The organism is Neptunomonas sp. ABH4_499 (genome assembly GCF_056160565.1).
On sequence record NZ_JBSWXK010000007.1, the window covers coordinates 80,097 to 102,962 of the forward strand.

At 50.8% G+C, this 22,866-nt stretch carries 17 protein-coding genes and 1 tRNA gene; 10 read left to right on the plus strand and 8 right to left on the minus strand.

Annotated features, from left to right (window positions below; translation table 11 throughout):
• Positions 1-21: 21 nt before the first annotated feature.
• Complete coding sequence (gene rep / locus ACXAF9_RS09015; RefSeq protein ID WP_475073114.1) at positions 22-2,034, plus strand: DNA helicase Rep; 2,013 nt, start codon at positions 22-24, stop codon at positions 2,032-2,034.
• A 36-nt stretch (positions 2,035-2,070) separates the two neighbouring features.
• Here the strand turns inward: rep and ACXAF9_RS09020 are convergent, their stop codons facing one another.
• Entirely contained in the window at positions 2,071-2,496 is a 426-nt protein-coding gene (locus ACXAF9_RS09020) for a c-type cytochrome (RefSeq protein WP_475073116.1), read from the minus strand.
• Positions 2,497-2,768: 272 nt separating this feature from the next.
• On the opposite strand from ACXAF9_RS09020, the gene ACXAF9_RS09025 reads away from it, so the two are divergent.
• A tRNA-Arg gene (locus ACXAF9_RS09025) sits at positions 2,769-2,845 on the plus strand.
• 159 nt (positions 2,846-3,004) lie between these two features.
• Here the strand turns inward: ACXAF9_RS09025 and ACXAF9_RS09030 are convergent.
• Positions 3,005-3,229: a hypothetical protein gene (locus tag ACXAF9_RS09030; RefSeq protein WP_475073118.1), complete on the minus strand. Its 225-nt coding sequence runs from the start codon at positions 3,227-3,229 to the stop codon at positions 3,005-3,007.
• 127 nt (positions 3,230-3,356) lie between these two features.
• Between ACXAF9_RS09030 and ACXAF9_RS09035 the strand changes: the two genes are divergently transcribed.
• From ACXAF9_RS09035 to ACXAF9_RS09045, 3 genes are all read left to right on the plus strand, one after another.
• Positions 3,357-4,592 (plus strand): EAL and HDOD domain-containing protein, encoded by a 1,236-nt coding sequence (locus ACXAF9_RS09035; protein ID WP_475073120.1) that lies wholly within the window; start codon positions 3,357-3,359, stop codon positions 4,590-4,592.
• Between the two features lie 63 nt (positions 4,593-4,655).
• Entirely contained in the window at positions 4,656-7,289 is a 2,634-nt protein-coding gene (locus ACXAF9_RS09040) for a putative bifunctional diguanylate cyclase/phosphodiesterase (protein WP_475073122.1), read from the plus strand.
• Positions 7,249-8,001 carry a sulfite exporter TauE/SafE family protein gene (locus tag ACXAF9_RS09045; protein WP_475073124.1) on the plus strand — a complete coding sequence of 251 codons (753 nt, stop codon included), beginning with the start codon at positions 7,249-7,251 and terminating at the stop codon, positions 7,999-8,001. The genes ACXAF9_RS09040 and ACXAF9_RS09045 overlap by 41 nt, the downstream gene beginning before the upstream one ends.
• Positions 8,002-8,080: 79 nt before the next feature.
• On the opposite strand, the gene ilvD is transcribed toward ACXAF9_RS09045, so the two are convergent.
• On the minus strand, positions 8,081-9,925 hold the full coding sequence (gene ilvD / locus ACXAF9_RS09050; RefSeq protein ID WP_475073127.1) for a dihydroxy-acid dehydratase: 1,845 nt from the start codon (positions 9,923-9,925) through the stop codon (positions 8,081-8,083).
• 286 nt (positions 9,926-10,211) lie between these two features.
• Between ilvD and ACXAF9_RS09055 the strand changes: the two genes are divergently transcribed.
• Together ACXAF9_RS09055 and ACXAF9_RS09060 are read left to right on the plus strand one after the other, a co-directional pair.
• Positions 10,212-10,889, plus strand: coding sequence for a response regulator (locus ACXAF9_RS09055; protein WP_475073129.1), 678 nt, complete (start codon positions 10,212-10,214; stop codon positions 10,887-10,889).
• Positions 10,890-10,915: 26 nt separating this feature from the next.
• Positions 10,916-12,274 (plus strand): ATP-binding protein, encoded by a 1,359-nt coding sequence (locus tag ACXAF9_RS09060; protein WP_475073131.1) that lies wholly within the window; start codon positions 10,916-10,918, stop codon positions 12,272-12,274.
• A 25-nt stretch (positions 12,275-12,299) separates the two neighbouring features.
• On the opposite strand, the gene argA is transcribed toward ACXAF9_RS09060, so the two are convergent.
• The 4 genes from argA to ACXAF9_RS09080 all read right to left on the minus strand — a co-directional run bounded on the left by argA (position 12,300) and on the right by ACXAF9_RS09080 (position 16,867).
• On the minus strand, positions 12,300-13,637 hold the full coding sequence (gene argA / locus ACXAF9_RS09065) for an amino-acid N-acetyltransferase (RefSeq protein ID WP_475073133.1): 1,338 nt from the start codon (positions 13,635-13,637) through the stop codon (positions 12,300-12,302).
• Positions 13,638-13,663: 26 nt separating this feature from the next.
• The gene (argE, locus tag ACXAF9_RS09070) at positions 13,664-14,827 is read right to left on the minus strand and encodes an acetylornithine deacetylase (protein ID WP_475073136.1); all 1,164 of its coding nucleotides are present in this window, start codon (positions 14,825-14,827) and stop codon (positions 13,664-13,666) included.
• Between the two features lie 68 nt (positions 14,828-14,895).
• Positions 14,896-16,161 carry an inorganic phosphate transporter gene (locus ACXAF9_RS09075; RefSeq protein ID WP_475073137.1) on the minus strand — a complete coding sequence of 422 codons (1,266 nt, stop codon included), beginning with the start codon at positions 16,159-16,161 and terminating at the stop codon, positions 14,896-14,898.
• A 25-nt stretch (positions 16,162-16,186) separates the two neighbouring features.
• Positions 16,187-16,867, minus strand: coding sequence for a TIGR00153 family protein (locus ACXAF9_RS09080; RefSeq protein WP_475073139.1), 681 nt, complete (start codon positions 16,865-16,867; stop codon positions 16,187-16,189).
• Positions 16,868-17,008: 141 nt separating this feature from the next.
• On the opposite strand from ACXAF9_RS09080, the gene ACXAF9_RS09085 reads away from it, so the two are divergent.
• A complete protein-coding gene (locus ACXAF9_RS09085) occupies positions 17,009-17,656 on the plus strand; it encodes a CYTH domain-containing protein (protein WP_475073141.1) in 648 nt (215 codons plus the stop codon).
• A gap of 60 nt (positions 17,657-17,716) precedes the next feature.
• Complete coding sequence (glnE, locus tag ACXAF9_RS09090; protein ID WP_475073143.1) at positions 17,717-20,641, plus strand: bifunctional [glutamate--ammonia ligase]-adenylyl-L-tyrosine phosphorylase/[glutamate--ammonia-ligase] adenylyltransferase; 2,925 nt, start codon at positions 17,717-17,719, stop codon at positions 20,639-20,641.
• Positions 20,642-20,696: 55 nt separating this feature from the next.
• Here glnE and ACXAF9_RS09095 read toward each other — a convergent pair whose 3' ends face one another.
• A complete protein-coding gene (locus ACXAF9_RS09095; RefSeq protein ID WP_475073145.1) occupies positions 20,697-21,692 on the minus strand; it encodes a branched-chain amino acid aminotransferase in 996 nt (331 codons plus the stop codon).
• A gap of 256 nt (positions 21,693-21,948) precedes the next feature.
• Between ACXAF9_RS09095 and ACXAF9_RS09100 the strand changes: the two genes are divergently transcribed.
• Complete coding sequence (locus ACXAF9_RS09100) at positions 21,949-22,866, plus strand: mitochondrial fission ELM1 family protein (RefSeq protein WP_475073147.1); 918 nt, start codon at positions 21,949-21,951, stop codon at positions 22,864-22,866.

Genomic DNA, 22,866 nt, shown 5'->3' on the forward strand with positions numbered 1-22,866 from the left:
CGTTTTTTCTGGTTTTAGTGAATGAGTCAACTTAATCCCCGTCAAAAAGAGGCGGTACAGTACATCAGCGGTCCTTTATTGGTCTTAGCGGGCGCAGGCTCGGGTAAAACCAGTGTGATCACGCGAAAGATCGCCTATCTGGTCAACACCTGTGGGATTGAAGCACGCCATATTGCGGCGGTGACCTTTACCAATAAAGCCGCGCGCGAGATGAAAGAGCGTGTCACCTCGCTGCTGAACGGTAAATCACAAGGGCTTACGGTCTCGACCTTCCATAACTTAGGGATGAACATCATCCGTCGTGAGCACAAAAAGCTGGGCTACAAGCCCGGTTTTTCAATCTTCGATGATCTCGATAGCAAAGCCGTCATCAAAGATTTGCTGATGCACCACGACGAGGATACCGAGCAGGTGGATTTTATCCGGTATCGAATCTCGCATTGGAAAAACGAGATGATCACGCCCAAACAGGCGGAGCAAACCGCCGAAGGGCCTGAAGATATCCTCGCCTCGCGCGCTTACAAAGCTTATAACGACCTCCTTAAGGCGTACAACGCAGTGGATTTTGATGATCTGATCTGGACGCCGGTGCGCTTATTTGAAGAGCACCCTGATGTGCTGGAGCGCTGGCAAAATCGGATTCGCTACCTGCTGGTGGATGAGTATCAAGATACCAACCTGAGTCAGTACAAGCTGGTGCGACAATTGGTCGGGCATCGCGGAGCGCTGACCGTCGTAGGTGACGATGATCAGTCCATTTACGCATGGCGAGGGGCGCGTCCGGAAAACCTGGAGCAGCTTCAGGTGGATTTTCCAAGCTTGAAGGTGGTTAAGCTTGAGCAAAACTACCGCTCCACGAGTCGCATCCTTAAGGCTGCGAACACCTTGATTGCGAACAACCCTCACGTGTTTGAAAAAACGCTGTGGAGTGAGATGGGCCTTGGCGATGAGCTGCGCGTGGTACACACCCGCAACGAAGACGCCGAGTGTGAGCGGATCGCGACTGAAATACTCGATCTTCACCTGCGTAATCGCATTCCGTTTAAGGACTTTGCCATTTTATACCGAGGCAATTTCCAGTCGAGGCTCTTGGAGGTCAAGCTTCAAGCGTATCAGGTGCCTTATAAACTCTCGGGCGGCACCTCTTTCTTCTCGCGGGCCGAGATCAAAGATTTGATGTGCTACCTGAAGGTTTTGGTTAACCGCGATGACGACAATGCCTTTTTGCGGATCATCAACTTGCCACGCCGCGAAATAGGGCCGACAACCCTTCAAGCACTTGGGGAATACGCGACCGAACGGAACGTCAGTTTGTTTGATGCCTGTAACGAGGTCGGTATAGAACAAGCGTTGAAGCCTGCCGCGGTGGAAAAGCTGAGACGCTTCACCCATTGGCTGCACCAAAAATACCGCCTGTGTTACGAAGGTGATCCGATCCAAGCGATCAAAGAATTGATCCAAGACATCGACTATGAAGGCTGGATCTATCAAAACAGCTCCAGCGAGGCGATGGGCGAAAAACGGATTCAAAACGTTTACTTCTTGATCGATTCTCTGCGAAGCACTCTGGAGCGCCTTCAAGAGGACGACCCTGATGCGGGCATTGAAGAGGCGATCGCACGTTTGATCTTGATCGATATGCTCGACCGTCAGGAAGAGGAAGATGACTCCAATCGCGTTCAGTTGATGACATTGCACGCTTCAAAAGGGTTGGAGTTCCCGCATGTGTACCTGATGGGCATGGAGGAGGAGCTTCTGCCGCACCGCAACAGCATAGAGAGCGGTGATATCGAAGAGGAGCGTCGTCTCGCCTATGTGGGCATCACGCGTGCGAAAAAAACTTTAACCATGACGCTGGCTCGTCAGCGTAAGCAGTTTGGTGAGTTGCTTGATTGTACACCGAGTCGCTTTTTGGATGAGCTTCCGCCCGAGGATTTATCGATTGAGGGCGGCGCCGAAAAAGACCCAGAACTGAACAAAGCCCGTGGTCGCGCGACACTGAACAGCTTAAGGAATATGTTCGACGATCTTTAATGAACAGGGCACCTTAAAGTGCCCCTTGTTAACGCATTATTGAGCGCTGTTGACCATAAACTCGATGGCCGCTTGAAGCTCATCGTCCGAGCAGTTCGCGCAAGTGCCGCGTGGTGGCATAGCGTTGATGCCCGAGATAGCGGTTGCAAGCAAACTATCCAGCCCTTTGGTGCCTCGTTCTGCCCACTCTTGTGTGCCAAATTTTGGCGCGCCGGCAACGCCTGTGCTGTGACACGCTGCACACGAGGCGTTATACACATCTTCACCTGAGCGAGCACCGCCTGCAGCAACGCTTGGCGCAGCGGCCGCACCGCAGGTCTCGTCCCCTTCAAGGCACACCTTTCCTGCCGGTTGAATGCGTTCAATGATACGTTCTTCCGCCGTCGATGCTGCACCAACATTCAACGCTGTACACAACCCTAAAACGCCCACAATGGATGCGATGGATGCAAATAGCTTCACAATAGACCTCACCACGGTTAATTCACGGTCCGCGCTTCTCGCACGGTTATTGTTAGATGCAGTCAGTATCGAGGAAGAAGCCCTACAAAAGAAGAGGGTTTGATGCTTGGGCTTTGATTAATCACAGGAACCTTGTCTTAGCGCAAAAAATCGTCAGTTATCAACGTAATGTCGGTAAAGAGGCTGGCTTTGCTTATGAGATGTGTTGGTGATTTCGACTTGGCAAACGAGGGTAAGCTACGTATGATTAGCGCCCTGAAAACGCTCGTTTAGCGCCTGTAGCTCAGCTGGATAGAGTAGCAGGTTCCGATCCTGTTGGTCGGGGGTTCGAATCCCTCCAGGCGCGCCACTCCTTTAAGTCTTTTATTTGTAATCCTTTTTTGCGATCTTCGTATAAGTGGACTAGCTTATAGTCAACAGACCGTGCGTGTTCGTTCGCTTGGTCTTGCGAACTTTGAATGATTGGGTCAGACGTTGTGTTCAGTTTGAGTTCACCTTTGTGTAAAATTCATACGTCTGGGCGATAGCGTGCGGCACTGATGATGCAGATCAGGTGGAAAATCGCGCCAATGATGGCTGGAACGATCAGTATGTAGAAGAAATAGCATACGCCAACGATCACAAAGTAGAAGATCGCCCTCAGAAAACGGCCCTGAATCAAATGGCCTAAACCAGGAAAGAAAACATTGCACAAAGCGGCGATAACATTGCCGGTGCTGCCTTGTTGAGTCATGGAATCTCCTTGTGAGTGACGCTTAAAAAAGACAGTAGTTGATGGTTGCGTGAATCCACTGTACCTCAGCTTAATCTTTTAATCATGCAGTCGATATCTACTGTGTACACTACAAAAGGGGATTCGTGTGAAAGCGTTATCTGACATTCTCAGTGACGAGAGCCCATTGGATGTGTTGATGGCTCGTCAGCCAATCTACTCCAAGAACCAGGACATCGTTGCCTTTGCTTTGCTGTTTCGTGGACAGAATTTGTCCAATATTACCGACGAAATGGCAACGCTGGATGTCGTTACGAACAGCTATGCCAGCCTTACTGTGGGCGCTGAAACACGTCGGTTACCGTGCTATCTAAAGGTGACTGATAAAATTCTGCTGACTGACCAGTTACCCCCTTTGCCCCCGAACCACTTTACTCTTGAGTTGCTGGGGCGATCGGTTATTAGTAATGAGTTGGTTGAAAAAGTATCTGAGCTGGTTCGTCGAGGCTATCGTATCGTGTTATCCGATTATGACCCGGATGACTCGCGATTTCGCCCGCTTCTGAACTTGGTGAATATCGTTAAACTGGATATCCAAGCGTTAGGTATGGATCGTTTGCCCTCGATCATTCAGGTGCTAAAGCCTTTCCAGTTGGACCTTCAAGCCGATAAAGTCGAAACCAAAGAGCAGTTCCGACAATGTTTGGAGCTCGGCTTTCAGTTCTATCAAGGTTACTTTTTAAGTCACCCAGAGCCTGTGAAAGGGCGAAAGGTACGCGGTAATAAGATTGTCTTGATGCAGCTTTTGACAGAGCTCAACCGTGAGGAGGCCACTGGGGCTTCTCTTGAACAAGTGGCGATCAACGACCCTGCGCTGACTTATAAAATCCTTAAGGTGGTGAATTCTGCAGCGATGGGGCCTGGGCGTAAGATCTCTTCGCTGTCCCATGCGATTACCCTGTTGGGGATCGATCAAATGCGTCGTTGGGTCATGCTGTTTTTGGTCACAGCCAACGATGGTAAACCTAACTCGATGACGCGCAGCCTATTGATTCGAGGGCGTATGTGCGAGTTGATGGCGTCCATTTTGGATTACCAAGACCCTATGAACTACTTTATTGTGGGCTTGCTGTCGCAAATAGATGCGTTGCTGGATCAGCCATTGGCCGAACTGCTCCAAGATATCTCGTTGGAAGATGAGATTAAAAACGCCTTGTTAACCCATGAAGGCAACATGGGACAAATCCTGAAAGATGTGATCGCGTACGAGCGTGGTCAGTTTGATGCGCTGTCAGGAATGTTACCTAAGTCACATTACGAAGTGGCTTATCGCCACAGTCTCAACTGGTCTGATAGCGTGTATGCGTCATTGCAGGGAGGCTGAAAAACGTTATGATCAGCATGATCAGATCCTGTTGTCACCGAATTATTAGGTTGTAGGACTCGCATGAAACGGGTAGTTCCCTCGCTTATTGTCACACTGTCGCTGTTGAGCGTTTTGTTTTTGGCGGCTATAGAGTGGCTATGGCTGCCAAACGCCGTGCAAAAGCAGATGAACGCGAACGAGAAGTCGATCACCTTGTTGATGCAAGATCTGGTCAAGTTTCTAGACGCTGAACAGGTCAAAAAGTTGATCGGTGAGGAGGTGTTGGTGGTGGATGATCCACAACATCAAACACAGATTCACGTCGAGTGGGCGCCTGTCTCAGGGTCTGAATTGGTTCACCGGCGTGAGTTGGATGATCGCTTAATTCTGTTCGAACCCATCCCCGAAACCCGCTTTCGATTACGAGCCACCTTATGGCTTGCGGATGTCCGCCAACAAGTGTTGCCATCGATTCGTGTGATGGAAGTGGCGGTGATTTTGGCCATGCTGTTTGTGGTCGCCGTGGTGTTGATTGGTGTAAAGCGGTGGGTGTTAAAGCCCATGTCGATGTCCTTTCGACAGCTATCGGATTCGCTTGGCTTTCAGCGTCAGCAGCTCGAAGAGCAAAACGAGCGCTACCGCCGGGTTGAGGAGCGTCTTGAAGAGTCGCATGAGATTGCCCGCTTAGGTTGCTGGGAGTGGCAAGCGGATAACGAGAGCTTTTGGTGCTCGCGCAGTCTAAAAAGCATTTTGGAGCCCCTAGGCGATGAACCACAGTCGGTCGAGGCGTTTTTCCATCGAGTATCCCCTGCGGATAAGCCGAACCTTGTTGCGCAATTTAAGCGTGTGCTGATCAGCAAACGTCCTTTGGATATTGATTTTCGTATCAGTTCGGATGATGGCACGCGCCATGTCCATCTGATGTGTTACCCCTATTTTGATGATCATGGCAAAGTCGTTCGGGTGACCGGAACCTGCCAAGACATTACTGAGCGCAAGTTGATTCAATCCTCCTTGCAGCAGTTATCGAGTGCCATTACCTACAGTGGTTCCAGCGTAATGATCATCAACTCGGTTGGGGCGATTGAGTATGTTAACCCTAAGTTTACCGACTCAACGGGCTACCGTTTGGATGAGGTGATCGGTAAACAGCCTGAGCTTTTAAGTCGAAAATTCTTGCCAGCCGAGCGTCACGAAGCGCTGTGGCGACGCATCCTAGATGGCCAGCACTGGCGTGGCGAGCTTCAAAGTGGCTGTAAAGAGGGGGATAGCTTCTGGTCCTTGGTGTCGATTTCGCCAATCCATAACGAATACGATGAGTTAACCCACTTTGTGATCGTATCGGAGGATGTCAGCGAGCTCAAAGATGCGCATGCTAAGATGGAGCGATTGGCGCTGTACGATGAGTTAACGGGTCTTCCGAATCGTCGATTCTTCTTTAGGCATTTGTCCGAGCTGATCGATATCGCGCGTCCTGATGACCCAGCGGTCGTGATGCTATTGGATTTGGATCACTTTAAAACGATTAACGATACCCAAGGCCACAACGTCGGTGATCAGCTATTGATTCAGGTGGCGCAGCGTCTAATGGATGTACTGCGTGACGATGATGTTGCGGCCCGGTTAGGCGGCGATGAGTTTGCGATCTTGATGCACCCCATCGAGAGTTTCGAGCGTGTTCAGGAGGTGGCCAATAACATCCTGCAGGCGATATCTCGACCGTACATGATTAAGGATCACGAGCTGCAAATCAGTACCAGTTTGGGGATGGCGTGTTTGCCAAAAGATGGGACCAGCTCCGAAATTCTTCTTAAACACGCGGACCTTGCGATGTACCAAGCGAAAGAGCTGGGTCGCAACCAATTCCATCAGTTTACCGAAAACCTGCACGAGCAATTACAAACCTATCTACGTTACTCGCGTGAGATGCCTAAAGCGCTCGATAGCCAGCAATTTAAAATGGTCTATCAGCCGCAGATTGATCTTAAAACCGGTGACATCATCAGTGTTGAAGCTTTGCTTCGTTGGGAGCACCCAGAACTGGGTACCATTGCACCGAGTCACTTTATCTCCGTTGCGGAAGAGACCGGCTTTATCATCACGCTGGGGCGTTGGGTCTTTGCCGAGGCCTGTTATGCGCTTCGGGCGCTGAATCACGAGATGGGGTATAACCTTCGTGTCGCCGTTAACCTCTCTTCGCGTCAGTTCCGTGACCCCGACCTTTTACATATGATACAAGGCTTTATTGAAGAGTATGATATTAAGTCAGGTTGGTTAGAGGTTGAGATTACCGAATCCTTATTGATGCAAGATATTTCTGCTGCCATCACGACGCTTAAGGAGCTCCAGTCGATGGGCGTCAGTATTGCGATTGATGACTTTGGTATCGGTTATTCCTCGTTTAACTACCTGAAAACACTGCCGATTAACGTACTCAAAGTCGATCGGGAATTCATTAAAGACATACCCGATCATTTGGATGATATGGAGATCACCGCGGCCATCATCTCGATGGCGCATCGTCTGAGCTTGAGTGTGGTTGCTGAAGGGATCGAGACCGAGGTTCAGCGCTCCTTCCTTGAAGAGCACCAGTGCGATGTGGGTCAGGGTTATCTGTTCAGCAAGCCAGTCGGTTTTGACCAGTTGATCGAGGTGATCAAGGAGGATTTCGCGCTTGAGCCTAAGTTTACTTCCATCGAGTCTGTCGAGTCTTGATGCTGCGTTTCTGATTCTGCTAAGTGGTTTTACGTCCATGCTCACCGCCGCGGTGGGCATTGGTGGTGGGCTTTTACTCTTAGCCTTTATGGCTCAGATTGTTCCGCTTTCGGCACTGATTCCGATACATGGTTTGGTGCAGCTGGGGTCCAACTTTAATCGCGCTTATATGACCCGCGAGCACATTCAGTGGTCTGTGGCACGTCGCTTTATGTTCGGTGCTGTAATAGGCGCTGTAGTGGCTGCCTTCTTTGTGGTGCAACTGCCGTTGGATCTTCTCAAGCTCACTGTCGGTGGGTTTATTCTCTTTCTTGTGTGGGGGCCCTCCCCGGGTGGTTTGAAACTCTCGGCGTTCGGTTTGAATGCCGCTGGCGCGATCACAACTTTTGTATCGGCTTTTGTTGGTGCGACGGGGCCGCTGGTGGCGTCGATCATTCGTCAACAAGGGCTTGAGAAAACCAATATTGTTGCGACATTCTCATCGTGCATGGTGCTGCAACATTTACTCAAAGTTGGCGTGTTTTTAGCGCTTGGCATCTCTTTTTGGGAATGGTGGTTCGTGGTCAGTGCGATGATTGTCAGTGGCGCGTTAGGCACTTGGCTTGGGTTGAAAGTGCTGAACCGCTTATCAAGCGAGCGCTTTGATCTTTTATTTAAAGCCGTACTGACGGTGCTTGCAATACGCTTGATCTCTCAAGTACTGACTCCCTAGTCCGGGTGCAAAAAAACGCGCTAAGGGTCACCTAGCGCGTTTTCTATGAGCATCAATGCGCTTTATGAGCACACCATGATCAATCGAGTTTGCTTAGGTCGCGAACCGCGCCTTTATCCGCCGAAGTGGCCAAAAGCGCATACGCTTTTAAGGCGGCGGACACTTTACGTGGACGATCTTCCACCGGCTTCCAAGCATCTTTGCCCTTGGCTTCCATCGTAGCGCGACGGTGCGCAAGCTCTTCATCTGTTATAAGCAGGTTGATGGTTCGGTTTGGGATGTCGATACGGATCTTATCGCCATTTTGAACCAAGCCAATCGCTCCGCCTGCAGCGGCCTCTGGCGAAACGTGACCGATCGACAAACCGGAAGTACCACCAGAGAAACGACCGTCAGTCAGCAGGGCGCAATCTTTACCTAGGCCTTTGGATTTGATGTAAGAGGTCGGGTAAAGCATCTCTTGCATACCAGGGCCGCCTTTCGGGCCTTCATAACGAACGATAACGATGTCACCGGCTTTGACTTTATCAGCCAAAATGTTTGCAACCGCTTCATCTTGGGATTCGGTTACGTGAGCGTTACCTTCAAAGACCAGAATGGAGTCATCCACGCCTGCGGTCTTAACCACACAGCCATCCAGTGCAATGTTGCCATACAGCACGGCCAGACCGCCTTCAAGCGAGAAAGCATGCTCAAGTGAGCGGATGCAGCCGTTTTCACGGTCGCCATCCAGTGTCGGCCAGCGAGTGGATTGGCTGAACGCGGTTTGCGTTGGGATGCCTGCAGGGCCTGCGCGATAAAACTCGGCGACCTCTTCAGCGTTGTTACGCATGATGTCCCACTTATCCAGCGCTTCTGCCATAGTGGCACTGTGGACAGTTGGCACGTCGGTGTGCAGTTTACCGGCGCGATCCAGCTCGCCCAAGATACCAAAGATACCACCGGCACGGTGCACATCTTCGATGTGGTATTTCGGTGAGTTTGGCGCCACTTTACACAGCTGAGGTGCCGTGTGCGATAAGCGGTCGATGTCCTTCATGGTGAAGTCCACTTCGGCTTCTCGGGCAATCGCCAGTAAGTGCAGAATGGTGTTGGTCGAACCACCCATTGAGATATCCAGAGTCATCGCGTTCTCAAACGCTTTAAAGCCACCAATGACGCGCGGCAGCATGTTCTGGTTGTCGTTCTCGTAGTAGTCCTTGGCCATTTCAACAATACGGCTACCCGCTTCTTCGAACAGACGACGGCGGTCGCTGTGCGTTGCTAAGGTTGTGCCGTTACCCGGTAAGGATAAGCCAAGGGCTTCGGTTAGGCAGTTCATGGAGTTTGCGGTGAACATACCAGAGCAAGAGCCGCAGGTTGGGCACGCAGAGCGTTCGTATTCTGCTACTTTCTCGTCGGAAGCGGTATCGTCGGCTGCGATTACCATCGCATCAACGAGGTCGAGCTTGTGCTCAGACAACTTGGTTTTACCCGCTTCCATAGGGCCGCCAGATACAAAGATAACAGGAATGTTCAGGCGCATTGCAGCCATCAGCATCCCCGGTGTGATTTTGTCACAGTTGGAGATGCACACTAACGCGTCCGCGCAGTGGGCGTTGACCATGTATTCAACAGAGTCAGCAATGATATCGCGGGATGGCAAGGAGTAGAGCATCCCGTCGTGGCCCATCGCGATGCCGTCATCGACCGCAATGGTATTAAATTCTTTCGCAACGCCGCCGGCTTTTTCAATTTCACGGGCGACCAGTTGTCCCATGTCCTTTAAATGAACATGGCCAGGCACGAACTGAGTGAAGGAGTTCGCAACTGCGATGATCGGTTTATGAAAGTCCTCATCTTTCATTCCAGTAGCACGCCAAAGCGCACGAGCCCCAGCCATATTACGGCCGGCTGTAGAGGTTTTAGAACGATAAACGGGCATCGACAGTGATCCTCGGTGCGTTAAAAGAGCCGAAAAGTATATCAGATCCTTAGGATAGGCATCTAATGCAAAGGGCTATTTCATGAGCAATCATTCCTGTATAACGTAGAACACTGCATTTCGTTTTTGAACGGCGCTTGCGTATAATGCATTACCTGTTTAGATCAAACATTGCGCGGCTTTGACCGCTAAACGGTTGATCTTTCTGTGATTTAAGGTATAAGTGAAAACCAGTATCTAGGTGCCTAAAACCTCGTAACAAACTGGCTTAATAATAGGAGCGAAAATGAAGCTGTTGGTCGTTGAGGATGATGCGGATTTGCGTCGTCAACTGGTCAGTGGACTGGAGTCACGAGGTTACACCGTAGAAGAAACCGCGGACGGCCAAGAGGCGCTCTACCTAGGGTCTGAATTTTCCTATGATGTGGCGATTGTCGATTTAGGGTTACCCTCGTTATCCGGTGTTGAGCTGATTCGTCGCTGGCGCTCGGAAGATCGCAACTTCCCGATTTTGATCCTGACGGCGCGAAGCGACTGGCAGGACAAGGTTGAAGGCCTAGAAGCCGGTGCTGATGATTATCTGGTTAAGCCTTTTCACATCGAAGAGATGTCTGCACGTCTTAACGCGCTGTTGCGTCGTGCGGCCGGTCATGCCAAGCCTGTACTGGAGTTTGGCCCACTGAGCTTAGACACCATTGGTCGTGTTGTGGCGTTCGATAATAAGCCGATCAAACTCACCAGCTATGAGTACCGTACACTTGAGTATCTGATGCTCAATGCCGGTAAAACCGTCTCTAAAGCCGAACTCACCGAGCACTTGTACCACCAAGACTTTGACCGCGATTCTAACGTACTGGAAGTCTTTATTCGTCGTCTGCGTCAGAAATTGGACCCAGAACAGACCTTAAACCCCATCACCACGGTACGTGGTTTGGGTTATCGCTTTGATATGCCTTCGTCGTAACGACGAAGGCCGCGGGGCAGCAGTAGATGAAAATAGCAGGACGCTATCGCCCACGATCCCTTAAATCCCGTTTATTAATCGCTTCGTTTTGTTTGTTGCCGGTCATTATTGGTATTGCTGGCTACGCGTTGCAAAACGCGTACGCCTACAGTTTGCGCACCTCGTTGGAAGATCGTATGCGCCTACAGGTGTACATCATGATTGGCGAAGTCCGCTACCGGGATAATAAGATTGATGTGCCACAATATTTGTCGATGCCAAGTGATGGCTACGGCTATGCGTTTATTCACACCCAATTAGGCCAACTCCAGTGGCAGTCACCCTCGGCAAAATATTTAAGTGATCATATACGCGATCAGCTTTTTGCGAAGGCGGTCAAAACCGGACAAACACGCTTTGAATACTTAGAAGAAGATAACTTCTACCTGTACCAATACCCGGTTCAATGGGAAACCGATGGTGTGGTGCGGCGTTATCTTTTCTCGCTCTTAGAGCCCAGCGGTACACTCAAAAATCAGCTGAATAACTACCGCACGCACCTGTGGGGCTGGTTATTTGCCGTGACGATTTTGGCATTGATCCTCCAGATGTTTGTGACCCGCTGGGGGCTTAAACCGTTGGGTCGCTTAGTCGAGGATTTGCACTCCATCGAGCAGGGCGAGGCCGCTCGGTTGGCTGGTCAGTACCCGGATGAGGTGCAAGGCGTCACCGACAGTCTGAATCATCTGCTGCACAGCGAGCGAAACCAGCGTGAGCGCTATCGCAACACCTTGGGGGATTTGGCCCACAGCCTTAAAACGCCTTTGGCTGTGATCCGTGGGGCGGGCAGTGAGCACCTTAGCTACGATGGCTATCGCGCCGTAGTGGATGAGCAGATCCGTCGGATGGATCAAATTGTGCAGTATCAGCTGGCACGCGCAGTGCGCAGTCAAACAGCCGCCATTGCCCATGCGAATCCGCTAGCGCCTATGATTCAACGCATCACCAGTGCCTTGTCCAAGGTATACCGAGAGAAAAACGTCGACTGCATCCTTCTGTTGGACGAAAGTGCCCTGTTTGGTGCCGATGAGCGGGACATGATGGAGATGCTGGGTAATCTGTTGGAAAATGCGTTTAAGTACTGTCACTCCAAAGTCCGCGTTTCTGTGGTCAAAGAGGAGGAGTGCGTCATCATGGATCTGGAAGACGATGGCCCTGGGGTTTCACCTGAGATGCGTCATGTGATTCTTCAGCGGGGCGCACGTGCTGATACCTCATCGGCGCCGGGGCAGGGTATTGGTCTGGCTGTGGCTGTGGATATCTTAAGTAGCTATGATGGACAGTTAGAAGTAAGCGAGTCCTCACTCGGTGGTGCCCGCTTTAAGATCAGCTTACCGCTGAATTGATCAGCGGTAAGCCTTGAATAGGCCATTAAAGCGGTTTGGCAAAGACTTTCGAGTTGCGTTGGAAGTTGTACAAGGCTTGTTTCTTACTCGGTAAGCGATCCACAGGGATTTCGCTAAAGCCGTGCTCAATGAACCAGTGCGCCGTACGCGTGGTTAAGACAAACAACGACTTAATCCCGATCTCTTTGGCTTGATCCTCAATCGCTTTCAACAGCATCTCGGCTCGATCACCCCCTTGGTAGGCTTTAGCAATCGCAACGCAGGCAAGCTCGGCCATGTTGCTCTCTTCGTAGGCGTAAAGCGCGGCACAACCAATGATGGCGCCATCGCGTTCAACCACAAAGAACTGCTCGATCTCTGCCTCCAAAAGCTCGCGGGAGCGACGCACAAGAATGCCTTTCTCTTCGAGGGGCTTGATCAGCTCAATGATACCGCCCACATCGGCGATGGAAGCCTGACGGACCTGCTCGTAGGACTCTTTTATCACCATGGTGCCAGAGCCATCGCGTGAATAGAGCTCGGCAAGCAGAGCGCCATCCTCTTTGTAGCTGATCAGATGACAGCGAGGCACGCCGCCGCTGCAGGCTAAGGTGGCCATGTACAGCAGTTTGGAGATCTCGGAATGCGCTTCCTCTGGGTCATCTTGATGCAGCATGTGTTGGTTTAAGAATCGTTCAGCGGTTTTGGCCAGAAGCTCAGAGCGCACTTCGCCACGGCTGTCCATGATCCCTTTCTCACCACCAAAAAGGATCAGTTTATCAGCGCCCAAAGCAATGGCCGTTTGTGAGGCAACCTCTTCGACCGATAGGTTAAAGACCTCTCCGGTGGGTGAAAAACCTAGGTTCGATAACAGAACGATATTGCCTTGATTGAGCTGTTGGCGAATGCCGGTGTGGTCGATGCGGCGCACTTCACCGGTGTGGCACAAATCCACTCCTTCATAGATGCCCACTGGGCGGCCTGTAATGTAGTTGCCCGAGATGACATGAATCTCGGCACCGTGCATCGGCGTGTTAATCAACCCCATGGAAAGCTTTGATTCAAACAGGGTGCGAATACTGCCGATTGATTCAATGACGCACTGCAAAGAGTCACTGTCGGTAATGCGCATATCATGGTGTAAGCGGGTTTCGAGGCCGCGTTCGGCCAAACGCTCTTCAATTTGAGGGCGTGCACCATGCACCAAGACCAAACGTATCCCTAAGCTGTTCATTAGGGCGATGTCATGAATGATGTTGACAAAATTAGGGTCGGCAATGGCCTCACCGCCTATCATCACTACAAAGGTCTTACCACGGTGGGCATTGATGTAAGGTGATGAGTGGCGAAACCAGTTTACATAATCAGTGGCCGAGTCGGTCACGGTGTTTCCTCTTGTCGTCTCAGTGATCAGGCCTTTGCGCGGACGCAGTAGCGCTCAATCAATTGAGATAATAATTCTACAGTGGGTTTAATCTGATCCAGCGCTAAATATTCATCCGGCTGGTGGGCTTGATCAATGCTGCCAGGGCCCATCACTAAGGTTTCAATACCCATGCCAGATAAAAACGGCGCTTCGGTAGCAAAGGCGACAGCTTGGGATGGATGGCCAGTGAGTCGCTCGGCGGTTTGAACAAGCTCGGCTTCCGCTGGGGTTTCAAAGGATGGGACGCCGGTAAAAATCGGCCCGCATTCAATATCAACGCCAAGCTCTAAAGCAATCGGTTTCATGCGCGCTTGGATATCTTCACGAAGGGCGTCCATATCCATGCCAGGCAGTGGGCGCAAATCGTATTCAAGCTCACATTGCCCGCAGATGCGGTTAGGGTTATCGCCTCCATGAATGCAGCCAAGGTTCAGGGTTGGGACGCTGACCGCAAACGATGCGTTTTGATAGCGGTTTTGCAGCTCACCACGGTATTGGATCAATTCACTTAACACACGATGCATCCCTTCCATGGCGTTAACACCAAGTGCTGGGTTGGAGGAGTGGCCTGCTTTGCCTGTGACTTTAATCCCCTCCATCATGATCCCTTTGTGCATGCGAATTGGCTTAAGGCCTGTCGGCTCACCAATCACGGCGTATCGCGCTTTGGGTTTGCCCGCGGCCGCTAAGGCTTGAGCGCCTGACATCGAGCTCTCTTCATCGGCGGTCGCCAATAAAATAAGCGGGGCTTTTAGCGGGGTTTGCAAATAGGCGCGTGAGGCTTCGATGGCGAGTGCAAAAAACGCCTTCATATCACAGGTGCCAAGGCCGTATAGCTTGTCGTTCCGTTCTGTGATTTTGAACGGGTCACTCTGCCATTTCTCGACATTATAGGGCACGGTATCGGTATGACCGGACAAGATTAGTCCGCCCGAGCCGCTACCGAGCGTTGCGATCAAGTTATATTTACCGGCGTAACCGGGTACCGGCAGCACTTCGACTTCAAAGCCGAGCTCGTTAAGCCAGTTGGCGAGTAAGTCGATGACCGGACGGTTGCTCATATCCCAGTCGTCCAGCGTACAGCTGACAGAGGGTGTTGCAACCAGTTGGTGGATCATCTCCAGTAAAGACGGCACTGTGTTTGACATACAAAAAAGCCCGCACAAAGTTTTCTCTATTGTGCAGGCTTTCGAATAGGCCGTCGAGCGCTGTTTGATTAAGAGAACATGCCTTTAAACATAAAGAAGAACATGATCGCTAATAAGGCACCTGCAGGCAGGGTAACAATCCAAGAAACAAAGATTGTACCCACAACACGAAGGTTAAGTGCTGCAAGGCCGCGGGCAATCCCCACACCTAATACCGCACCCACCAAGGTGTGAGTGGTGGAGATCGGTAAGCCTGTACCGGATGCAACCACAACAGTGCTGGCGGCAGCTAGTGTTGCTGCAAAACCACGGCTTGGCGTAAGTTCAGTGATGTTGTTACCGACGGTGGCGATGACTTTATGACCGTACATGATCAAGCCTGCTACGATACCGGCACCGCCTAAAAGCAGAATCCAAGAGGGCATGGCAGATTTCTGAACCACTTCACCGCCGGAAGCAACAACACCGACAATGGCCGCCAGAGGACCAACCGCGTTGGCTACGTCGTTAGAGCCGTGAGCAAAGGCCATGGCGCACGCTGTGAACATCATCAGGACGCCGAACACTTTCTCTACGCTGGCAAAGTGGTAATCCTTATCGGCTTCTTTATCCACCTTGATCTTACGCAGCATCAAGATGCCTAAGCTCATGATAATGGCACCAATCAATACAGAGATCATCGCGCTTTGGGCAAAGCTTAAGTGCAGGCCAATGTGTTTTAAGCCTTTAGTGAAGGTCACCATCGAGATGATGAAGCCCACCATAAAGATGTACACAGGCACGTACTTTTTGGAGTTTGCAAACGGATCTTGCGTATCCAATATGAGCTTTTGAACGCTTCGGAATATAAAGAAAGCGATTATGCCGGCCGTGACGGGCGATACGACCCAGCTGGCGACGATACTGGAGACTTTACCCCAGTTAACCGCGTCCGCTGAAATGCCTACCGCTGCAAAGCCAACAATCGCACCGACGATTGAGTGAGTCGTTGATACTGGCCAGCCAAAGTGCGTTGCCACCAGCAACCAAATACCCGCGGCCAATAATGAGGCCATCATGCCGAAGACGAGTAGGTCAGGTGAACCCGAAAGAATACCTGGGTCGATGATGCCTTTACGAATGGTAGAGGTCACCGCGCCACCGGCTAAATAAGCACCAGCGAATTCAAAAAGAATAGCGATGATGATCGCTTGTTTTAGGGTCAGCGCTTTTGAACCAACGGATGTTCCCATCGCGTTTGCTACATCGTTTGCGCCCACACCCCAGGCCATGAAGAAACCAAAAATACACGCAAGTATGACGATGATGTCGCCGTACTGGGCCACAATATCCATGATAATGCCTTTAGATCAGAGTTGATTAACGAGCCAGAAGCAGTTGTAGGCGGCTGCCTACCTGTTGAGCACGGTCGGCTAAGTCGCCGATCCCGCTGATGACTTGATATAAGAACATCGCATCGATCGGGTACATATCCCGTTCGATCGCAAACAGCGCAGCACGAATGGTGCGTTCGTATTCGTCGTTTTTGTGTTCCAAGCGATCCAGTTCGATCAGCATTTTTTCGACCACTTCAACTTCGCGGCCTCGGAATCCAGTACTGACCAACTCGTCGAGTTCTTGAAGCGCTTCGACCGCTTGGCGGGAGGTCGCCAGTGCCGATTCTACGAATTTCAGCATAATGCTCTGGACTTGTGCCGGGATTGGCATCTTACGGCCTAACATTACCCCCGCAATGTCTTTGGCGCGGTTGGCAATTTTGTCCTGCATGCGCAGCAGTTCGAGTAGATCTGTACGCGGAACAGGAAGAAAGATACTGTTAGGTAGGTTTTGGCGAACATCCTTTTTCAATCGATCGGCTTCACCTTCCAGCACAGCGATATCATGTTGGATGGTTTCGGCCTTTGCCCAATCATCCGCCATTACGGCATTGAAGAAAGGGGTCAGTTGCTCAGCGCATGCTTGTGCTTTCTCGATGTGTTCCTGCATCGGTTTAAAAGGAGAGCGTGCAAACATTTGCATGATCGGATTGTTGGTAATCATAACCTAAGCCCGTTTAGGATTGAGTTGCGCGCAAGTATAAAGAGCGTAGCCGCTCCTGAGTAGTCAAAATATCACCAAAATGTCATGTTTTTGCCAAAATTTTGAAACTTTTTTATTTAACATTTTTGTTGGAATGTATAAATGGCTTTGGAAACCGAACTTAAGCTTTTGATCAACGAACGCGATGCGGTCGCCCTAGCTACGCTTAACTGTTTGAAAGGCAGTGAGTTTGTGGGTAAGCAAACGCTTTTAAATGTGTACTTCGACACCCCTGATTTGCAGCTGACTCAGCACAAAGTCGCTTTACGCATCCGAAAGCAGGGAAACCGCTGGATTCAGACGGTCAAAACCCGAGGTAAAAGTGTCAATGGTTTGCATCAGCGCGGTGAGTGGGAGTGGGATTTACCCGAAAACGCACTGGATTTCTCAAAATTAAACGAAGCTCAGTGGCCAGAGGCGCTAAAACCCGAGGTACTGGCGGATGAGATTATGCCCATTTTTACCACTGATTTTGAACGTTCCACTTGGAATGTTGAAAAGGGTGATGCGCTGATCGAGTTGGTTTTGGATCAGGGAGAGGTCTCTTATGAGGATAAACATTCCATTGAAAATGTTTATAAAGACCCGATTCTTGAGTTGGAATTGGAGTTAAAAAAAGGATCTGTTGAGGCGCTTTTGGATTTGAAATCACAGTTGATGCAAGCGCTAAGCAGTCTTAGCCCGTCAGATGTCTCGAAAGCGGAGCGCGGTTATCGGCTATTTGATCAGGCGCAGGCGACGCGCGGTTAAGCGGTGCTACACTTGACGGTAAGTGTTTGTTTGCTTTGAGAGCATGTAAGGAGAATAAGGATGAGCCTTCAATTAACCCCCGTACCGAATACATTATCAGCGTTGGCTGAACGTGTTTGGGAGCGGATGGAGCCTATATGGCTCACCTTAGACGATGCTTCTATGCAATCGGCGCTTCTGTCTAAAGACGCGATCATCCAAGTAGGCCTTGGCAGTGACTTTGTGGTTGAACAGTGCGAGCGACATCCCGACTGGCTACAAACGATCGTTACTGAGCATGCATTTGAGGTCGACTGGCAAGAAGCGGATGTACATCAGTCGGTGGCTAAGGCGCTAGAAGGGATCAAAGAGGAAGCGCCTTTAATGACGGCACTCCGCACGCTGCGTAATCAGTGGATGATCCGCATTATATGGCGAGATCTTTTGCGTGTGGGCTCCATGGAACAAACCGTTCGGGAGCTTAGCTGGATGGCGGATGCGCTGATCGATGGCGCATTAAACAATCTTTACGACCAGCTGACCGAGCGCTTTGGGACCCCGATGGGAGAGGACCCCATTACCGGTGAGAAAACCGCTCAACGCATGGTGGTTATCGGTATGGGGAAATTGGGCGCCTACGAGTTGAACCTCTCATCCGACATTGATTTGATGTTTACCTTTCAAGAGAAAGGTAAAACAGAGGGCGCGCGCCGCTCTTTGGATAACCAAGAATTCTTTATTCGGCTTGGGCAGCGTTTGATTCATGCGCTGGATACACTCAACAGTGATGGCTTTGTCTTTAGGGTGGATATGCGATTGCGCCCGTTTGGCTCGGCCAGCCCGCTGGCGATCAGCTTTGCTGCGATGGAAATGTATTACCAAGATCAAGGCCGAGAATGGGAGCGCTATGCCATGATCAAAGCCCGAATTGTCGCGGGCGACAAAGAGGCCGGTCAGTCGCTGCTTCAAGAACTGCGCCCCTTTGTGTATCGAAAATACCTAGATTACAGCGCGTTTGAATCGCTGCGCGAAATGAAGGAGATGATCAATCGCGAGGTTCGACGCAAGGGCATGGAAGCGAACGTTAAGCTAGGTCCAGGTGGTATTCGTGAGGTTGAGTTCATCGCGCAAGCGTTTCAATTGATTCGAGGCGGACGTGACACACGTCTTCAACAGCGCAGCTTACAAACGATTTTGCCCCTTTTGCCTGATTGCTCCGATATGACCGAGGAGGACGTCGCCGAGTTAAACGATGCGTACGTCTTTTTGCGGAATGCGGAGCACGCCATTCAGGCCATTGCGGATAAACAAACCCAAATGTTGCCAAGCGATGAGCTGAATCAGGCGCGCATCGCTTTCAGTATGGGATTTGTGGATTGGAGTGGCTTTACCTCGGCTCTGACCCAACATCGGAATAATGTGCGAGCACAGTTTGAGCAAGTGATTGAGCCTGCTAAGCAGGAGACACAAGATCACTCCAACGATCAAGAGTGGCTTATGCTCTGGAGCGAGGCGCTGAGCGAAGAGGAAGCACACAACTGGCTTCATGAGTGCGGGTATGATGATCCTGAGCTTGCGTATCGCCAAATCCGCGATCTGCATCAATCCAGAACCGTTCAGATGATGCAGGCCAGCGGTTTAGATCGCCTTAAACGCTTGCTTCCAAGCTTACTTGAGGAGGTCGGTAAGGTCAGTAATGCGACCCAAACCTTGGAGCGTGTTTTTCAGCTCATCCAAGCAGTTCTTCGACGCTCTGCTTACTTGGTGCTGCTCAATGAAAACCCAGGTGCGCTTCAGCAGCTGGTGAAGCTGTGTTCAAGCAGTGCTTGGTTTGCTGAGCAGTTGGCAACTAAACCGGTTCTGTTGGATGAGCTGATTGACCCTCGTACTTTATACAGCCCACCGGACAAACAAGCCCTGCAAGATGATCTTCGTCAGCAACTCCTTCGCATCCCTGAAGAGGACATTGAGCAAATCATGGAGGCGCTACGGTATTTCAAAAGTGCTCACCTTTTGAAAGTGGCTGCGGCCGACATCACAGGCGTCTTACCTTTGATGAAGGTATCGGATTACCTAACATGGTTGGCCGAGGTGATTCTGGACAGCGTCTTGGATGTAGCATGGCGCATAATGGTGGAGAAAAACGGTTATCCACAGTACCAAGAAGGGGTGTTAGCGAACCCTAATTTTATCGTGGTCGGATACGGTAAGCTCGGTGGTATTGAGCTGTCTTACGGGTCTGATTTGGATCTGGTGTTCATCCACAATTGCGAACCCGATCGCGTGACGCAAGGCGAGAAATCGATACCGAATTCGGTCTTCTTTACCCGTTTAGGTCAGCGTATGATCCACATCCTGAATACCTTTACCTCCGGTGGGCAGCTTTACGAAGTTGACATGAGATTGCGTCCATCAGGGAACTCCGGTTTGCTGGTCAGCTCTTTGTCTGCGTTTAAAGAGTATCAACAAAAAGATGCCTGGACCTGGGAGCATCAAGCCTTGGTGCGTGCTCGTGTGGTCGCTGGGGATACTGAACTTACGCAAGCCTTTAATGAGTTGCGTGCTGATATTTTGATGACGCACCGTGATCATGACACCCTTCGTAAAGAGGTGATCGAGATGCGCGAAAAAATGCGCAATCATCTAGGCTCATCTTCAAAAGATGCCGAAGAAGGTGTCTTCGATATCAAGCAGGACGCAGGCGGCATCGTCGATATTGAGTTTATGGTGCAGTACATGGTGTTGGCTTACGCGCACGGGCATGAGTCCTTGGTCACCTACTCCGATAACATCCGGATTTTGGATGCGCTTGAGGCGGAGTGCATCATCGAACCCGGCATTGCAGATACGCTGCGCGAAACCTATAAGCATTACCGTGCGATGGGGCATCGCTCCAGCATGCAAGCGCAAACCACCTTACTGGCCGATGCCGAAGTGCAGGAGGTCCGAGCCGAGATTCAGCACATTTGGCAGGATTTGATGGCACTGAATACTGACGAGGATTAAGCACAAAAAAGCCAGCGATGATGCGCTGGCTTTTTTAATATCGAAGGCTGCGTTGTTAAACGTTGGTCAGCCAGCCGAAAGAGTCTTCTGTGCGACCCCACTGGATGTCGTTTAGCGCTTTACGAAGCTTCAGTGTGGTTTCACCAACACCGCCGTTACCGATGGCGATCTCTTTGCCTTGATAGATAAAGGTGCCCACCGGTGTCAGTACCGCTGCGGTACCGGACAGCGCCGCTTCGCAGTTGGGTTTAGCGGCCCGCTCAAGCAGTTCGTCCACAGTGATATCACGCTCAGATACGGTCATGCCCATGGATTTTGCCAGTGTAAGAATGGAGTCACGTGTGACACCGTGTAGGAAGCTCTCGTCCAAGCCTTTGGTGATGATCTCATCGCCATCGATCAGCAAGAAGTTAGCCGCGCCCGTTTCTTGTACATCACCGCCTGGGCAGAACAAGATTTGGTCGGCTTGGAACTCTGCACGTGCTTTCATGATGGGCAGCAAAGCGCTGGCGTAGTTACCGCCGCTTTTGATCATACCCATGTGCGGAGCACAACGTGCGCCATCGTCTTCGATCAATACGCGAAGCGCTGATACGCCGCCGGCAAAGTAATCACCCACCGGTGATACCAGAACGTACTGACAAGCCGTTTGAGACGGAGCCGCCGCTTTACCGATGGCAGGCTCTGTACCGAACAGGGTAGGACGAATGTATAAAGAGCCCGGCGCTTCTGGAACGTCTTTCTCAAAACGCTTAACCGTATCGATGATCATCTGGCGGGTTTGATCCTGATCGATGTCAGGCAGCGCCAGTAAGCGAGCACTTTGCGCCAAACGCGCTAAGTTTTTATCCATACGGAAGATTTTGACGCTGCCGTCTTCGTGACGAAACGCTTTTAAACCTTCAAAACAGGTGCTTGAGTAGTGTAAGACGTGCGCACCTGGGTGCAGAGTAATGCTGTCGCTTGGCACCATCTCAGCTGGACTCCAGCTTGAACCATCAAACCACGAAATTGCCATTTCAGGCATAAAAACTGTACCAAACGCAGCCATGCGAAAACCCTCTGACATTCAAAATGACGAATAAGATGAGCCGTTCAGTCGCGGACCCCAGACTCAAAGATAAAGACGGGTAAGAAACACAGGAAGGACTCAGACGCTTAAATTGTAATCAGCCTGACCGAAAATGTGAATTGCCCTTACGTGCTAGGTTGGAAAAATATCGTTTCTTTTTTTGACCCATACGTTTGGTGCTATGAGAAGATCACGTATTATCCATACCTTGATTGAACGACCTAGGGTTGCTGATATGCCACATCCTAATGCTCGAAAGCGCATCCTGATCATCAGTGACGGTAAGCCTGGGCATCAAAACCAAAGCTTGGGCTTGGTTGAAGCCCTGCAGCGATTGGACCCCAGTATTGAGTTTGATATCGAAGCCCCCTTAGCTTTTTCCGATGTGATGGCATTGCTGTGTAAACTGAAAAAGCCAAGCGAATCCGCGCTCACTTACGCGATAGTGATCGGTGCTGGGCACAGAACCCACCTAACGGTATGGCTTAGAGGTCGGCAACAAAGGGCCAAAACCCTGATCTGCATGAAGCCATCATTACCGATGGGGTTGTTCGATCTGTGTGTCGTTCCACAGCACGACCACCCGGTTGAAAAGTCAAATGTTATGGCAACGCAGGGCGTTATGAACCGCATTCAGCCAGGTCTTAAACAGCCTGATTTTGGACTGATTTTGATCGGTGGCCCTTCTAAGCACCATCAATGGGACGATATAAGCGTAGTGAATCAGTTGAAGCAGATGGTTCAGGATGACTCGATGAGCGATCAGCCGCATCACTGGGTTTTGACGACCTCGCGCCGAACGCCAGATACGTTTTTGACTACGCTCGCTCAAGCGAACCTAAACATCTCGGTGATTCCGCACACACAAACGGATGCTGGGTGGTTGCCCGAGCAGTTAGGGAAAGCTGATCAATGTTGGGTATCAGAGGACAGCGTTTCCATGATTTATGAAGCCTTGACGGCGGGCTGTCAGGTCGGGTTATTAGCGTTGGCGAACCAAGGTGGCGGGCGTGTGGTTGACGGTGTTCAACAGCTAAAAGCTGAGGGGCGGGTATTCACCCTAGCATCAAAAAACACTCAGGCGAACTCGCTGGGTGGGCTTGCCGAAGCAGACCGAGTGGCGGCCTATGTGCGTTCACTCGGTTGGGTGTAA

What these genes read in the sequence shown, in the direction of transcription:
- argE (WP_475073136.1), bottom strand. Translation starts at nt 14,827, where the DNA reads ATGTCAAACACAGTGCCGTCTTTACTGGAGATGATCCACCAACTGGTT.
- ilvD (WP_475073127.1), bottom strand. Translation starts at nt 9,925, where the DNA reads ATGCCCGTTTATCGTTCTAAAACCTCTACAGCCGGCCGTAATATGGCT.
- ACXAF9_RS09085 (WP_475073141.1), top strand. Translation starts at nt 17,009, where the DNA reads ATGGCTTTGGAAACCGAACTTAAGCTTTTGATCAACGAACGCGATGCG.
- ACXAF9_RS09055 (WP_475073129.1), top strand. Translation starts at nt 10,212, where the DNA reads ATGAAGCTGTTGGTCGTTGAGGATGATGCGGATTTGCGTCGTCAACTG.
- ACXAF9_RS09095 (WP_475073145.1), bottom strand. Translation starts at nt 21,692, where the DNA reads ATGGCTGCGTTTGGTACAGTTTTTATGCCTGAAATGGCAATTTCGTGG.
- ACXAF9_RS09040 (WP_475073122.1), top strand. Translation starts at nt 4,656, where the DNA reads ATGAAACGGGTAGTTCCCTCGCTTATTGTCACACTGTCGCTGTTGAGC.
- ACXAF9_RS09060 (WP_475073131.1), top strand. Translation starts at nt 10,916, where the DNA reads ATGAAAATAGCAGGACGCTATCGCCCACGATCCCTTAAATCCCGTTTA.
- ACXAF9_RS09100 (WP_475073147.1), top strand. Translation starts at nt 21,949, where the DNA reads ATGCCACATCCTAATGCTCGAAAGCGCATCCTGATCATCAGTGACGGT.
- glnE (WP_475073143.1), top strand. Translation starts at nt 17,717, where the DNA reads ATGAGCCTTCAATTAACCCCCGTACCGAATACATTATCAGCGTTGGCT.
- rep (WP_475073114.1), top strand. Translation starts at nt 22, where the DNA reads ATGAGTCAACTTAATCCCCGTCAAAAAGAGGCGGTACAGTACATCAGC.
- ACXAF9_RS09075 (WP_475073137.1), bottom strand. Translation starts at nt 16,161, where the DNA reads ATGGATATTGTGGCCCAGTACGGCGACATCATCGTCATACTTGCGTGT.
- ACXAF9_RS09080 (WP_475073139.1), bottom strand. Translation starts at nt 16,867, where the DNA reads ATGATTACCAACAATCCGATCATGCAAATGTTTGCACGCTCTCCTTTT.
- ACXAF9_RS09030 (WP_475073118.1), bottom strand. Translation starts at nt 3,229, where the DNA reads ATGACTCAACAAGGCAGCACCGGCAATGTTATCGCCGCTTTGTGCAAT.